Here is a 14,113-nt window from a genome sequence, read left to right as displayed (position 1 = left end):
CGCCGCAAGCTTGCGGCTTAGGCGCTTGACGCTGCCGTCCCTCAATGGTCAGATGCGCGCCAGTTTCAGGTGTCCGCAGCCGTCGTGCTGCGGGTGAAACGGGAAGCCGGTAGGCCCTTTGGGCGAGTCCGGCGCTGCCCCCGCAACGGTATGCGAGCGAAACATTCACACAGCCACTGTGCCTGGGCATGGGAAGGCGAATGTTTCATGCCCCTCGCGAGCCCGGAGACCGGCCTGATCCCTACATGGCAATCCGCGGTGGGCGGGTGCAGGCCTTGGCGTGCGCATGCTGTCCCCTGCCCGCCACTTTCTGCTTCAGCTCCCGCGGGTGGCCCGACCTGGCTCAACCCGGCGCTTTCCGATGACGCTTTGCACCTCGCCCCGCCCTGCTCCCTTTGTCTGGCCCGACCACGAAGCGGCGTTTTATGCCGAGCATCTGGCCGCCTCCAACTATGTCGAACGTATCGGTGGCTGCCTGCTGCAACTGCTCGGCCCGCAGCGGCAACTGCTGGATATCGGCGCCGGTTCGGGGATCCTTGGGCGGCATCTGCTGGCCCCCGATGGGCAGTGGACCGTGGTCGAGCCCAACGCCTATATGGGTCGCTGCATCGAGCGCCTGGCGGCCCGTGAACCGGCCGTGAGCCTGAGCCTGCACCCGGGCCTCTGGCAAGACATCGGCGACCTGGGCCTGGCGCCGACACAGACCGTGCTCTGCGCCAACATCCCGGTCAGCGACGGCCAGGCCCAGGCCTTTCTCGAGCGGGTGCGGCCCCTGGCCAGCGGCACCCTGGTGTGGAACCTGCCGGCCCAAGAGGGCCCGCGCACCTATTGCCTCTCGGGGTTCCTGCCGCCGCAACTGCACCGCAGCGACATGACCCCGGGCTATCAACTGACCCTGGCCGAGCTGCCGGCCAGCGCCCGGCCCGACGAGATTCACTTCACCGACTGGGCGTTCAGCACGTTGTTCGCCACCCCCGAAGCAGCCCTGATGCATTTCAGGGAGAAGCTCGGCGCCCTCGATGGCGCGGCGCTGGGGCTGCTTGAACGGCATTTGCAGGATCACCTGCAACCGGCCCCGGGGGGCTGGCTGGCCAGCGCCCCGAAACGCGCCGCCAGCTTGCTCTGGCACGCGTGAACTCTCCCATAAGAACCTGCCTGCGGACCTTCCCCATGCCTAGCCTGCGCCACACCTTCGCCCTGCCCCTGCTGCTGGGCACCAGCCTCGCCACCCAGGCCGCCGACAAAACGTCGGTGCTGCAGATGGACACGACCCTGGTCAGCGCACCCCGGGCCGGCGAGTCGCTCAAGGACGCCACCAGCACCGTGCAGGTGATCGACAGCGAGCAGATCGAACGCTCCTCGGCGCGCAACCTGACCGACCTGCTGGCGGAAAACGCGGTGGGCTTTTTCAGTGAATGGACCCCGGGCCAGACCTCGATCAACATCCGTGGCGGCAATACCGATGGCCAGGGCCGGGACTTTCGCAGCCAGGTAACGGTGCTGGTCAACGGGCGCCGGGCCGGCACGGCGAATATTTCCAAGCTGTCGCCGGCCCAGGTCGCGCGCATTGAAGTGATCCGTGGCCCGGCCTCGGTGATCTATGGCAGCCAGGCCATCGGTGGTGTGATCAACATCATCACCCGCAATGGCCGCAACACCGAAGGCGGTGGCGCGACCCTGCAGGGCGGCTCCTGGGGCCTGGCCCAGGGCAGCCTGTTCCAGAGCGGCGTGTCCGGGCCGCTGGATTACTACCTGGGTCTGGACAGCGGCCGGCGCGGTGACTATCAGAGCCGGGACGGCACCCAGGAAAACACCTCGTGGAAGCGTCGGGGCGGGTTGTTGGCCCTGGGCTATGACCTGTCCGATGACCAGCGCCTGGACCTGACTCTGCGCTCGGACGGTATCTACGACGCGGGCTTTCGCGGTTCGCAATGGGACTACAACAACTACGACAACCGCTATAACCAGTCCCTGGAAGCCAACTGGACCGCCAAGCCGACCAACTGGCTGAACTGGGCGGCCCAGGTCTACGCCCTGCGCGATGTCGACGACCTGCACTGGGGTTCGGAGCGCCAGGGCAACGGCAGCCCCGGGTTCAGCAAGGACCATATCGAGCGCCGCCTGGACGCCTATGGCCTGAAGCTGACGCCGCAGTTCCTGCTGGGCCCCGGCACCGACCTGCTGCTGGGCCTGGACCTGGAAAAAAGCACACTGCGCAATGATCGTTTCCGCGTGGCCATGAACGGCTCCACCAGCAGCCAGGTGGCACCCTACGACATCAACTCCGATGACCTCAGCGCGGCGCTGTACGCCGAGCTGATCCAGCGCCTGATGGACGACCGCCTGACCCTGCGCGCCGGTTCGCGCTACAGCTATGGCCGCTCGAGCACGGTCAAGACCGACTACATGCCGACCCTCGAAGAACAGACCCGCAGCTTCGATGAGGTCACCTACAGCCTCGGCGCAGCCTTCGAGGCCATGCCCGGGGTCAAGCTGCGGGCCGGGGTTTCCACCGGTTTCCGCGCACCGCTGGCAGGCGAGCTGGCGGCCGACTTCACCACCACCAGCGGCAGCCAGACCCTGGGCAATGCCGACCTCAAGCCCGAGACCAGCCTGCAATACGAAACCGGCATCACCCTGACCAGCCGCCACCAGTTTTTCGACCTGGCGCTGTTCCAGAACCGGATCCAGGACCGCATCACCAGCCGCCCCCTGAGCGGCAATGTCAGCCAGTACGTGAACGGCGACGGCGACGCGGTGATCCGTGGCCTTGAAGCGCAATGGCAATACGACCTGGCCCGCGCCCTGGCCCTGGGTGACGAGCGCATCCTGCGCCTCAACAGCAACGCCAACTGGAACTTCGACATGGACGACAAGGGCGCCGCCAGCACCCTGACCGGCCCGCACCGCGAGCAGATCCAGCGCATGTACCAATACCAGGCCAGCCTTGGCCTGACCTACGGCCGCGAGCGTGACTGGGACCTGGGGCTAAACGGGATCCTGCACGGCCCGGTGTACTACCGCACCGAAGAGCGGCTGCTGAACCCGGATGCCAACTACGTGTACCGCAAGGCGCCGTTCTGGGTCTTCAACCTGCGCGGCAACTACACCCTGAGCCAGCAGCTGAGCCTGTTCGGCGGGGTCAACAACCTGTTCGACATTGACCGCAGCAGCCTGTTTATCGCCACCGGCAATGACTCGCCGCTGGCCGATCCGCGCGCCTCCAACGGTGGCCTGGGCAACAGCAACCCGGGGCGCGAGCTGTACCTCGGCGCGCGCTACCGGTTTTAAGCCGGGTGCGCTGGCTACTGCTGTTGTGCCTTTTGGCAAGCCCTGGCGTGCGTGCGGATGAGGGCTTCCCCCGGACCCTGGTCGACTCCCTGGGACGCTCGGTGGAGATCCGGCACAAGCCGCAGCGCATCGTCGCGATCTTCGCCAGCAACGTCGAGATGCTGGCGGCGATCGGTGCCGGCGATGCCATCGTCGGGGTCGAGGCATGGACCCGCTACCCCGCCGACATCGCCGCCCGGGCCAAGGTCGGTGGGCGCCTGGGGTTTTCCGTGGAAGCCATTGCCCGGCTGCGCGCCGACCTGGTGATCATGACCCCGGCGCGGCAGGCCGCAACCCTGGTCGAGCCCTTGCAGCGCATCGGCATTCCGGCCCTGGTGCTCAACCACCGCGACCTGGTCGCGGTGCAGGCCAACATCCGCCTGCTGGGCCAGGCCACCGGCCATGAAAGCGGCGCCGAACAGCTGATCGAGCACATGCAGGCACGCCTCGCGGCGGTCCAGGCGCGCCTGGCCGGGCAGCCGCCGGTGGCGGTGTACCTGGAGACCGGCAGTAACGATCGCGGCAGCTACCTGACCCTGCGCGGGCACAACTACACCAGCGACATCCTGCGCCTGGCAGGCGGGCGCAACCTGTTCGCCGACAGCCGCCTGAGCCAGGTCGGCGGCGAGTCGGTGTACCACGCCAACCCCACCCGAATCATCGTCGCCGGCAGCCCGCAACAGGCCGCCAGCCTGGGATCGCGCCCCGGCTGGCAGAGCATTGCCGCAGTGGCCGAGGGCCGGGTCGACAGCCTGCCCAGCGCCCTGCTGCTGATCCCCGGTCCGCGGGTGGTTGAAGGCGTCGAGCAACTGGCGGCGCTGCTGCACCCTGAGCTGTTTCCCAAGCCCCTGAGCGAGATTACGCCATGACCCGGGCCCCCCGCCGCGTCGACCGCCGCTACCGCCTGCTGTGCCTGACGCCGATCCCGGCGATCCTGATTGCCCTGTGGCTGGGCGCCGAACTGACCCACTGGAGCGACGCCGTGGCGCTGTGGCACGGCAGCGATTCGCCCTTTGCCCAACTGCTGCTGACCTGGCGCCTGCCACGGGTGCTGGCGGCTTTTTGCGTCGGTGCCTGCCTGGGCCTGGCCGGGGTGATTTTCCAGGGCGTGTTTCGCAATCCCCTGGCCGAGCCCTACCTGCTTGGCAGCGCCCCGGGGGCGGCGGTGGGGGCGGCCATTGCGCTGCTGGTGCCGCTGCCGCTGGCATTGGCCCTGAGCCTGCCACTGCTGGCTTTTACCGGAGCCTGGGGCGCGACCTTGCTGGTGCTGCTGATCACCCGCCTGACGCGGATCAACGACACCAGCGGCCTGCTGCTGGCCGGCATCGCCGTAGCCGCCCTGCTCGGCGCCGTGCGCAGCTTGCTGCTGCTGGCGCTGTCGGATGAAACGGTCAACCTGCAAGTGGTGCTGAGCTGGACCCTGGGCGGCATCCACACCCCGGACTTCGCCGCACTCGGCCTGCTGGGCCTGCTCACCCTCCTCGCGCTGCTGGCGGCCCGGCGCCTGGCCCATGGCCTGGACCTGCTGGGGTTCGGCGATCAGGTGGCCTACAGCATGGGTCTGCGGCCCCGGCGCTTTATCAACCTGGCGCTGTTGCTGGCGGCGGCGATCACCGCGCTGGCGGTGTCCTGGGGCGGGCTGGTGGGGTTTGTCGGGCTGGTCGCGCCCCATGCCGTGCGTTGGCTGCTGGGCCCGACCCACCAGCGCCTGATCGTGGCCAGTGCCCTGGTCAGCGGCGCCCTGCTGGCGCTGCTCGATGGCCTGGCCCGCAGCCTGCTGCCACCGGCGGAAATCCCCCTGGGGTTGCTGACCGCCCTGCTCGGCGCGCCGTTTTTCATTGTCTTGCTGACCCGCACGAGGCCTGCCCCATGAGCATCGCTCCCGTCCTCCAGGCCCGGGGCCTGTGTGTCGAACACGCCGGCCGAGCGGTGCTGCATGACTTCAACCTGGAGCTGCAACCCGGCGAGCTGCTGGTGCTGGTCGGTCCCAACGGCTCGGGCAAAAGCAGCGCCCTGCGCGCCCTGGCCGGGGTGCAGCCGACCAGCGCCGGACAGGTGCAGTTGCAGCAACGGCCCCTTGCCGCCTGGCCCGCGGCGCAGCGTGCGCAACAGCTTGCCTACCTGCCCCAGGACTTTCGCAGCCAATGGGACCTGCAAGTGGCCGAGCTGCTGAGCCTGGGCTCCCGGCGCAACCCGGCGCTGCACGGCCAGCCGTTGCCCCGGGCGCTGATCCACTCCCTGGACATCCACCACCTGCTGCAGCGGCGGCTGTCCCAGCTGTCCGGCGGCGAGCGGGCACGAGCCGGGATCGGCTGGGCGCTGGCCGCCGACTCGCCCCTGCTGTTGGCCGACGAACCCACCGCCGCCCTGGACATCGCCCACCAACTGAGCCTGATGAACTACCTGCGCAGCCGCCTGGACCATTGCGCGCAACTGCTGGTGCTGCACGACCTGGGGCTGGCGATGCGCTTCGCCGACCGCATCGCGGTCCTGGCCGAAGGCCGCCTGCTGGGCACGGGCAGCCCCCAGGCAGTCCGGCAGGCTGGCTGGCTGGAACAGGCGTTCGGCCTGGGGTTCGCCTGGCATGACAGCCCCCATGGCCTGTATCCGATTCCCCTGGGCGCGCCCGGAGCCTGACTCCGCCTCGCAGTCACTGATGGGAATACAACGGCAACGCCTTGGCGAACCCCCGGGCCCGGAAGATAGCGCTGCCCTGCCCCAGGTCGCCGTCGCTGGCCACCAGGTACACCTCGTTGGTGCCGGGTTTGAGCGCCAGGCTGGTGGACCGCAGGAAGTGCCCGTCGTCACGCCCCGGGATCAGGATCTGGCCAATCGGCAGGCCGTTGGGGTTGAGCACCAGCACCCGCCCCTGGCTGTACTGGGCCACATACAGGTTGCCGTCCTGATCGACCCGCATCGAGTCCGGCGACGGGCCGTTGAAGCGGTACACCACCGCCTCGCCGAACGGGGCGATGGTCTGCGCATCCTTGAGCTCGATACGGTGCAGCAGCCCGGTGGCGAACTCGGTGACCCACAGGGTCCTGCCGTCGGGCGACAGGGCAATGCCGTTGGCGATGGCCAGCCTGGGCAGGATCGGCACGATCTGCTGGCTGCCTGGTGCCACGTAGTACACGCCGCCGGTGGGTTCGGTGGAGGTGCCCTTGAAGTCGGTGAAGTAGAAGCCGCCCTGGCGGTCGAACACCAGGTCATCCACCAGAAAGTGCCGGTCGCCGGCGATGAGCACCTGCGGGTCCGAGCCGTCGGCGTTGTAGACCGTGAGGTTGCCGCTGTCCTTGAAGTTGCCCAGGCCGGCCACGAACAGCCGCCCGTCCTTGTGGATCGCCAGCCCGGCCGAGCCCAGGGCGTTCTTTGGCACCACAACACTGAGCCGTCCCTGGGGATCGGCCTTGAGCACCTGGCCGCCGAAGACTTCGACAAACAGCAGGTTGCCGGCGCGGTCGAACGACGGCCCTTCGAGCTGCAAGCCCTGGTCCGAGACCTGGAGCCAGCGCTGGGCGGTGACCGTCGGCAGGTCGCGCTCGGCCACCGGCAGCGCCTGCAACCGGGCGCCACCCGGTGGGTAGGTCAGGCTCGGCAACGGCTCGGCGGCCTGGACTCCAGGGCCCGCAGCGACAAGGGCAAACAGCAGGGAAAGCGCAATCAGCTTAGGCATGATGAAACCCCGATAGTGTTGTTATGCAGGCCATAGGTCAGGCACCCAGCAGCGCGGCCAGGGCCGGCACCGTGAGTACGGCGGTGTAGTAGCCCATGAACTGCACGCCGATGTTGAACCCCAGGAAACGCGAGAGAAAACCGCCCAGCAGGCCCACGGTGACGATCACCAACAGGCCGAGCAAACCGCCCTCCCAAATGCCGATCACCAGGATCAGCCCGACAAAGGTCGCGATCACCGCTTCATGGCTGATCTTGCGCGACACATAAGACGCCGCGCGGTGGGCGTAATTCATGGTGAAGGGGTAGGCAATCAGGATCGCCACCACCACCGCCAGCAGGCCGTAGCCGAGGAATTCCCAGGTGCTGAGCAGCGAGTGCAGGTTATTGACCTGGCCCGAGGCCGCGTCGACGCTGAAGCGTGGTGGCGCGTTGAACAGCGGCGCTGCCGGCCCCGCGGCCACCGGGCTCAGGGGCAGGCCGAAGGCGATCAGCGGGATCAACGCTTCGGCGATGTAGGTGGCCTCGGTCACGCCATTGCGCGCGGTAATCACCGTGGTCAGGCGGTGGTAGACATGCCGCACCCGGGAGCCCACCAGCTCGCCCATGATCACGGTCATGGCCACCGGGCTGAAGACGAAGGTGGCACTGGAAATCACCGCGGTGATGCCGGTCCACAGGCTTTGCTTGCGGTCCAGGACCTTGAGCGGGTTGGGGAAGAATCCGCCCCAGCTCTTGACGTCCGGCGACAGCGAAAAGGTCCGCACCTGATCGCGGCGCATCTTCGCCCGCTCCGCCGGGGCCAGCATGGAAAACAGTGCGGCGATCAACGGCCCGATGGCGATCCCCAGGAAATAACTGACGCTGAGCTTGGCCCCGTACTGCCCGGTGAAGCTTTGCAGGCCGAGGATCACCATCACGAATGGGATCAGGGTCAGCACCGCCGCCAGCCGCCCCTTGGAAAACCAGGCAATGGCCACCGCCGCTGCGAGAAAGACCCAGGGCGCCGCGTGTTTGATAATGTCGCCGAACGGCGCCAGCATCACCGCGAACAACACCGCCATCGGCACCGCGATCAAGGCCGCGATCACCGCGCCGGAAATCATCTTGCGCAGGGCAATGTGCGGCACCCCCAGGTTGCGCAGGAAGTTGGCCTCGCGCATCAATGGCGTGGCCATGGTGTCGCCGGGAATTCCCAGCAGCGCCGTGGGCACCGCGTGGGTCATGTGCTTGGCCACCGCGCCGGCCAGGAAGAAGGTCAGCACCCCGGGCGCCGGCACGCCGAGCAGCACCACCAGCAGGGTCAGGGGCGCCAGGGTGGTGGTTTCATCGCTGCCGGAAATCAGGCCGATGCCGGCAAAGATCACCGCACCGAGGATGCCCATGCCCAGGGCCATCAGGAGTGTGTCGAGCAAGGGCGCGATCATGGGCGGACACCTTGTACGGGGCCGACGGCAGCCGGCAAGTCACTGCCGGTTGCCGGCGCGACCTGAGCCTGCTCGTACTGGGCGAACAGTTCATAGAGGTCCATCTCCCGCAGTTCGGCGATGGTTTCCGGCGGCAGGTCGCTGAGCCGCCCCAGGTCGCCGAATTCGCTTTGCAGCTCAATCAGGACCTGGGTCCGCGTCCCCAGATCCGCCTGGTGTTCCACCACGTGGCGCTTGGGCTTGAACAGACGGGCACTGACGGCGCCGCCGATCAGGCAGCCGACAATCCCCAGCAACATGGCGTAGGCCCGCGCCATCTGCGCCGACTCGACCCAGCCATTGAGCAGCTGCTGGGCACCGAAAAATGCGCCGAGGCTGACGCAGGCACCAATGCCGATCGAATAGATCAGGTGACGACCGTCAACCGTGTCGCCCCACACTTCATAGAGTTCGGGTTTCAAAGCACTTCTCCCACCGCCCCTGCGGGCTTTTATTGTTATGCACGTGAAGAGATACCACTCAATGGCCGATGGCGAGCCGTCCCTTGGCCTGCAACGCCTGCGCCACCTTCGACCCGGTTTCCCGGCCCAGCCGGGCATTGATAAAGGCCCCAGCCGCCATCAGCCGATCCAGGTCGACGCCATGCTCCATCCCCAGGCCATCCAGCAGGTACACCAGGTCTTCGGTGGCCACATTACCGGTGGCGCCCGGGGAATACGGACAGCCCCCCAAACCCGCGACCGAGCTGTCGAACACCCGGACCCCGGCCTCCAGCGCGCTGTGCACGTTGGCCACGGCCATGCCGTAGGTGTCATGAAAATGCCCGGCCAGGGCCGCCACCGGCACCACCCGGCTGCACGCCTCGATCAAGGCGCGGGTGGCCCTCGGCGTGCCGCTGCCCAGGGTATCTCCCAAGCTGATTTCATAGCAGCCCATGGCGTACAGCGCGGCGCTGACCGTGGCCACCGCCTCGGGCTCGACTCGTCCGCTGAACGGGCACTCCATGACGCACGACACATAACCCCGGACCTTGATCCCGGCCGCGCGCGCTCCCTGCAACACCGCGTCGAAACGCTCCAGGCTGCGGGCAATCGAGCAGTTGATGTTTTTTTGCGAGAACGCCTCGGACGCTGCGGCAAACACCGCCACCTCGCGGCAGCCGGCTGCCAGCGCCGCCTCCAGCCCCTGGACATTGGGCACCAGGGCGGTCCAGGTCACCCCGGGACGCTCGGGCAGGGCCTGGAACACCTGATCCGAACCGGCCATTTGCGGCACCCAGCGCGGCGAGACAAAAGCCCCCGCCTCCAGGGTGCGCAAGCCGGCATCCGCCAACCGCTGCAGCAGTTGCAGGCGGACCTCGGGGGTGAGGACCTGCGCCTCGTTCTGCAAGCCATCGCGGGCGCCGACCTCCACCAGGCGCACCGCCTGTTGCGCGGCGCGGCTCATCCCTCGGCGCGCTTGTGTGCCAGCAGCGCCGCCGCGTTGTCGGCCCGCACGTCACGGGCTTCGACCATCTGTTTCACCAGCCAATCCACCTCGGGCCCGCGCGCCCCGGCGGACAAGGCAATGTTGCGTGCATGCAGGGCCATGTGCCCGCGCTGGATGCCTTCGGTGGACAGGGCGCGCAAGGCCCCGAGGTTTTGCGCCAGGCCCACGGCCACGGCGATTTCCGCCAGATCCTGGGCGCTCTTGACCCCGAGAATGCGCAGCGACAGCTGGGCCAGGGGGTGGGTCTTGGTCGCGCCGCCGACCAGGCCTACCGGCATGGGCATTTCCAGGGTGCCCACCAGGTGCCCCTGGCGGTCTTTTTCCCAGGTGGTGAGGGAGCCGTAGTGGCCGTTGCGGCAGGCGTAGGCATGGGCCCCCGCCTCCACCGCGCGCCAGTCGTTGCCGGTGGCGACGATCAGCGGATCGATGCCGTTCATGATGCCTTTGTTGTGGGTCGCGGCGCGGTACGGGTCGATCACCGCGAAGTTGTAGGCATCGAGGATGCCCTCGATCACCTCTTCGCCCTTGTACGCGGTGGTGGTCAGCAGCTCGGGGGCAATGCGCACCTGGGCCCGGGCCAGGCGCAGGTCGGCCAGGTTGGAGAGGATGCGCAACCGCACCTTGCCGCCGGTGATTTCCTCCATCAGCGGCGCCACGGCTTCGGCCATGGTGTTCACGGTGTTGGCGCCCATGGCGTCGCGCACATCGACGATCAAGTGCGCCACCAGCATCGGCCCCCGTGGGCTCTGGGCAAAGGTATGGACTTCGATATCCCGGCAGCCGCCGCCCAGCTGGTTGAGCAACTGATCCTTGCGGTTAGCCAGCTCGATGATTTCCGCCTTGCGCCGCATCAGGCTCAGCCGGGCGTTGAACGGGTCCTCGACCTCGACGATCTGCACCTGGGCGCGCATCAGCGGCAGCGAGCTCGAGGTCTGGAACCCCCCGGCTTCGCGGGCCAGCTTGGCCATGAACGAGGCCGCGGCCACCACCGAGGGTTCCTCGACCACCAGGGGCACGATCACATCGCGGCCATTGATCTGGAAGTTGCTGGCCACCGCATAGGGCAATTCGAATTTTCCGATCACGTTTTCGATCATGCCATCGGCGATTTCCAGCGGCAGTGCTCCGGCATCGCGCAGCAGCGCCACGTCGGCACCGGGCAGTTGCAGCAACTCCTGCAAGTGATTCAGGCGTTCGGCCGGGGTCATGCTACGGAACATGGGGAGGCGGGAATCGAGGCTCATAAAAATCCTGTCACAGTTATTGTTGTTCAGTGAGCGCCACCCTAATCCGCTGCGTCCCGGCAAAGAAGGTACAGTTTGGACAGACAGTACCCACGCTGTACCCTGCGCATAATTCCCCCCAGGACTTCCCCCATGGCGCACCTGACCCTGGCCCAGCAACTGGCGGCGTCGCTTGCCGAGCAAATCGGCAACGGCACCTACCGCGTCGGCGACCGCCTGCCGTCCCTGCGCGAATGCATGCGCCTGTTCGGCCATTCGAAAAACACCGTGATCAACGCCTACGAGGCGCTGGCCTCCCAGGGCCTGGTGGAGGCGCGCCATGGCCGGGGTTTTTTCGTCAAGCAGGGAGCGCCCAATGGCAGCGAACCCGAGGAGCCGCCGCCCTATGCCCGGGCCATGGACACCATCTGGCTGATGCGCCAGCAGTTCGTGCGCGAGCCCGGGCAGTCCCCCCTCGGCGAGGGCTTTGCGCCGGTGGAGTGGCTGATGGACATGCGCCTCGACAAGTTCACCCGGCAGATCATGCGCACCGGGGTCAGCACCCTGTTCCGCTACGGCAACCGCCTGGGCAACGCCAGCCTGCGCCAGCACCTGGTGCAGAAACTGGCGGCCTACTCGATCAGCGCCACCCCGCGCCAGATCGTCACCACCCACGGCGCCAACCACGCCCTGGACCTGATCATCCGGCGCTTTGTCGGCTACGGCGATACGGTGCTGGTGGAAGACCCGGGCTACTACCCGCTGTTCGGCAAGTTGCAATTGCAGGGCGCGCGCATGCTGCCGGTGCCGCGCCTGCCGGACGGGCCGGACCTGGACGTGCTCGAACAGCACCTGCGCGAACACAAGCCCAAGCTGTTTTTCATCCAGTCGATCGGCCATAACCCCACCGGCTCCGACCTCTCGCCGAGCAAGGCGTTTCGCCTGGTGCAACTGGCCCAGGCCCACAACCTCATCCTGGTGGACGACGACGCCCTGGCCGATTTCAAGCCGGCCTCGGGCATCAGGGTCTCGGCCCTGGATCAGTTGCAGCGCTCGCTGTATGTCGGGAGTTTTTCCAAGTCGGTGTCGGCCGCGCTGCGGGTCGGCTTTATCGCCGGCAGCAAGGAGCTGATAGATGAACTGGGCGACCTGAAGATGCTGCTGCACACCAGCTCATCGGAGTTCTGCGAGCGCACGGTGGACGTGATCCTCACCGAAGGCCATTTCCTGCGCCACCTGATCCGCCTCCAGGAACGCCTGCGCAGCGCCACCGACAGCGGCTTGCAGTTACTGGACGAAATCGGCGCCGAGGTGTTTGTGCGCCCCGAGCAGAGCCTGTACCTGTGGGCCCGCTTTGCCCATATCGACGATGCCCGGGAGCTGACCCGGCAACTGCTGCCCAAAGGGTTCATGATCGCCCCCGGGCACATCTTTTCCCCGGAGCAATCGCGGATCAACCCCTGGACCCGGCTCAACGTCGCTTACCTCAATGACCCGCGGCTCAAGGCGGTGTTGCAGCGCTGAGGGACATGTTCGACGCCCTCAGGCGCTCAAGGGCTGCTCAGGAGGCCAGGATCGCGGTCTCGACCGGCTCTTCCGGGATTTTCACAAAGACCGTGTACTTGCCGCCCTCCATGGCCTCGAAGGCGATCAGCTTATCCACCAGGGCCATGCTCAAGACCTTGCCCGCATTGAGCAGCAGCATGCCGTTGTCGGCATTCAGGTTGCGTGCCAGGATCATCCCGGCGGCCAGTTCCCGGGTGCCCAGGTCCTTGACGCTCGGATCGGCCAGGGTCACGTCGCTGAGGAAGGTGGCGCAGACGTTGACGAAGTCTTCCACCAGGTCCGGGTCATACAATTTGCCGGCGTACTTGCGAATGAACAGCAGCGCCTCATCGCTGTTCATCTGCCGTTCGAGGACCAGCCCACGCTGCAACTCGATAAAGTCCACCGCCAGTTTCAGCCAGCGCGAGCCCAGAGGAATCGCCGAGCCCTTGAGGTGATCGGGAAAGCCGGTGCCATCCCAGCGCTCCTGGTGATGCAGGATGATCCGCGCCGCGTCCTTCATCGGCTCCAGGGTCATCAACAACGACTCGCTCTGCTTCGGATAGGCCCGGTACAGCTCGCGTTCGGTGTGATAAAGCAGGTCGGCCGGGGCCGTCATCATGCTGTCGGTCCAGCTCAGCTTGCCGATGTTGTAGAGCGCGGCGGCCATGGTCATGTCGCGGCTTGCGGCTTCGTCCAGGCCATGGCTGGCGCAGTAGACGCGAATCAGTTCGATGATCTGACGGTTGGTCTGCTTGGCCTTGGGCAAGCGCAGGTTGGCCAGCAGCGAAAAGACCTCGGTTCCGGTCACGTAGCTGCGCTTGAGCTCTTCATAGGCCAGGTCGAGCATGTCGGCGGTCTGCTGCAGCTCGGCGGTGCGGGCCGCCACGTGTTTTTCCAGGGTCACATTGAGGCTGCGCAGCTGTTCGTTCTGCTGCTGGGTCAAGGCTTCCAGGCGCTGGCGTTCGCTTTCCGAATGCTGATAGACCAGGGCCTGGCGCAAGGTCACCAGCATTTCATCGTCGTTCCAGGGTTTGCTGATATAGCGATGAATCTGCCCTTCATTGATGGCCTTGGCGATCATCGTCATGTCGGCGTACCCGGTGAGCAGGATACGCAGCGTCGAGGGATAAAGCCGATGGATATGCGCCAGCAGGGTCGCGCCGTCCATGCTCGGCATGCGTGCATCGCTCATGACCACATCCACCGGCCGCTGCTCAAGGATTTCCAGGGCCTTGGCGCCGCTGTCGGCCAGCAGGATCTCGTAAGGCTGGCTGCGCAACAGGCGGCGCAGGCTGTTGAGAATCGGTTCTTCGTCATCGACCAACAGAATCGTCGGCCGGTTCTGAGTCACGTCGTTTTCATGCTCGTCCATGCTTCCCCCTTCCGTTTGACGTCTATCAGGCCCGCCGTGGGCATCAGACTAGA

At 66.8% G+C, this 14,113-nt stretch carries 12 protein-coding genes and 1 riboswitch; of the genes, 6 read left to right on the top strand and 6 right to left on the bottom strand.

Features of this window, described 5'->3' with window-relative positions; translation table 11 throughout:
- The first annotated feature begins 50 nt into the window (after positions 1–50).
- Positions 51–252: riboswitch (cobalamin riboswitch) on the top strand.
- Positions 253–361: 109 nt separating this feature from the next.
- Genes ACOZJV_RS00810 through ACOZJV_RS00790 form a run of 5 tightly spaced genes read left to right on the top strand, consistent with a single transcriptional unit; the run spans position 362 to position 5,967 of the window.
- Positions 362–1,135 carry a class I SAM-dependent methyltransferase gene (locus ACOZJV_RS00810; protein ID WP_421546523.1) on the top strand — a complete coding sequence of 258 codons (774 nt, stop codon included), beginning with the start codon at positions 362–364 and terminating at the stop codon, positions 1,133–1,135.
- Between the two features lie 35 nt (positions 1,136–1,170).
- On the top strand, positions 1,171–3,291 hold the full coding sequence (locus ACOZJV_RS00805) for a TonB-dependent receptor (protein ID WP_421546522.1): 2,121 nt from the start codon (positions 1,171–1,173) through the stop codon (positions 3,289–3,291).
- Positions 3,292–3,338: 47 nt separating this feature from the next.
- Positions 3,339–4,199, top strand: coding sequence for an ABC transporter substrate-binding protein (locus ACOZJV_RS00800; protein ID WP_421546521.1), 861 nt, complete (start codon positions 3,339–3,341; stop codon positions 4,197–4,199).
- Positions 4,196–5,203: a FecCD family ABC transporter permease gene (locus tag ACOZJV_RS00795; protein WP_421546520.1), complete on the top strand. Its 1,008-nt coding sequence runs from the start codon at positions 4,196–4,198 to the stop codon at positions 5,201–5,203. Before ACOZJV_RS00800 ends, ACOZJV_RS00795 begins: the two co-directional genes overlap by 4 nt.
- Positions 5,200–5,967 (top strand): ABC transporter ATP-binding protein, encoded by a 768-nt coding sequence (locus ACOZJV_RS00790; protein ID WP_421546519.1) that lies wholly within the window; start codon positions 5,200–5,202, stop codon positions 5,965–5,967. Before ACOZJV_RS00795 ends, ACOZJV_RS00790 begins: the two co-directional genes overlap by 4 nt.
- Positions 5,968–5,980: 13 nt before the next feature.
- Here the strand turns inward: ACOZJV_RS00790 and ACOZJV_RS00785 are convergent, their stop codons facing one another.
- Genes ACOZJV_RS00785 through ACOZJV_RS00765 form a run of 5 tightly spaced genes read right to left on the bottom strand, consistent with a single transcriptional unit; the run spans position 5,981 to position 11,161 of the window.
- Complete coding sequence (locus ACOZJV_RS00785) at positions 5,981–7,003, bottom strand: SMP-30/gluconolactonase/LRE family protein (protein WP_421546518.1); 1,023 nt, start codon at positions 7,001–7,003, stop codon at positions 5,981–5,983.
- 37 nt (positions 7,004–7,040) lie between these two features.
- The gene (locus ACOZJV_RS00780) at positions 7,041–8,429 is read right to left on the bottom strand and encodes a tripartite tricarboxylate transporter permease (RefSeq protein WP_421546517.1); all 1,389 of its coding nucleotides are present in this window, start codon (positions 8,427–8,429) and stop codon (positions 7,041–7,043) included.
- Positions 8,426–8,890, bottom strand: a complete 465-nt coding sequence (locus ACOZJV_RS00775; RefSeq protein WP_421546516.1) for a hypothetical protein — start codon at positions 8,888–8,890, stop codon at positions 8,426–8,428. The genes ACOZJV_RS00780 and ACOZJV_RS00775 overlap by 4 nt, the downstream gene beginning before the upstream one ends.
- A 58-nt stretch (positions 8,891–8,948) precedes the next feature.
- Positions 8,949–9,875 carry a hydroxymethylglutaryl-CoA lyase gene (locus ACOZJV_RS00770; protein WP_421546515.1) on the bottom strand — a complete coding sequence of 309 codons (927 nt, stop codon included), beginning with the start codon at positions 9,873–9,875 and terminating at the stop codon, positions 8,949–8,951.
- Positions 9,872–11,161 (bottom strand): hydroxymethylglutaryl-CoA reductase, degradative, encoded by a 1,290-nt coding sequence (locus ACOZJV_RS00765; RefSeq protein ID WP_421546514.1) that lies wholly within the window; start codon positions 11,159–11,161, stop codon positions 9,872–9,874. The genes ACOZJV_RS00770 and ACOZJV_RS00765 overlap by 4 nt, the downstream gene beginning before the upstream one ends.
- Before the next feature lie 132 nt (positions 11,162–11,293).
- Between ACOZJV_RS00765 and ACOZJV_RS00760 the strand changes: the two genes are divergently transcribed.
- Complete coding sequence (locus tag ACOZJV_RS00760) at positions 11,294–12,664, top strand: PLP-dependent aminotransferase family protein (RefSeq protein ID WP_421546513.1); 1,371 nt, start codon at positions 11,294–11,296, stop codon at positions 12,662–12,664.
- A 37-nt stretch (positions 12,665–12,701) separates the two neighbouring features.
- Here ACOZJV_RS00760 and ACOZJV_RS00755 read toward each other — a convergent pair whose 3' ends face one another.
- Positions 12,702–14,060 (bottom strand): HD domain-containing phosphohydrolase, encoded by a 1,359-nt coding sequence (locus ACOZJV_RS00755; RefSeq protein ID WP_421546512.1) that lies wholly within the window; start codon positions 14,058–14,060, stop codon positions 12,702–12,704.
- Between the last annotated feature and the right edge of the window lie 53 nt (positions 14,061–14,113).

This window comes from Pseudomonas sp. QD4 (assembly GCF_049199125.1).
Lineage (GTDB): Bacteria > Pseudomonadota > Gammaproteobacteria > Pseudomonadales > Pseudomonadaceae > Aquipseudomonas.
This window is presented reverse-complemented; position numbering and strand designations above follow the sequence as displayed.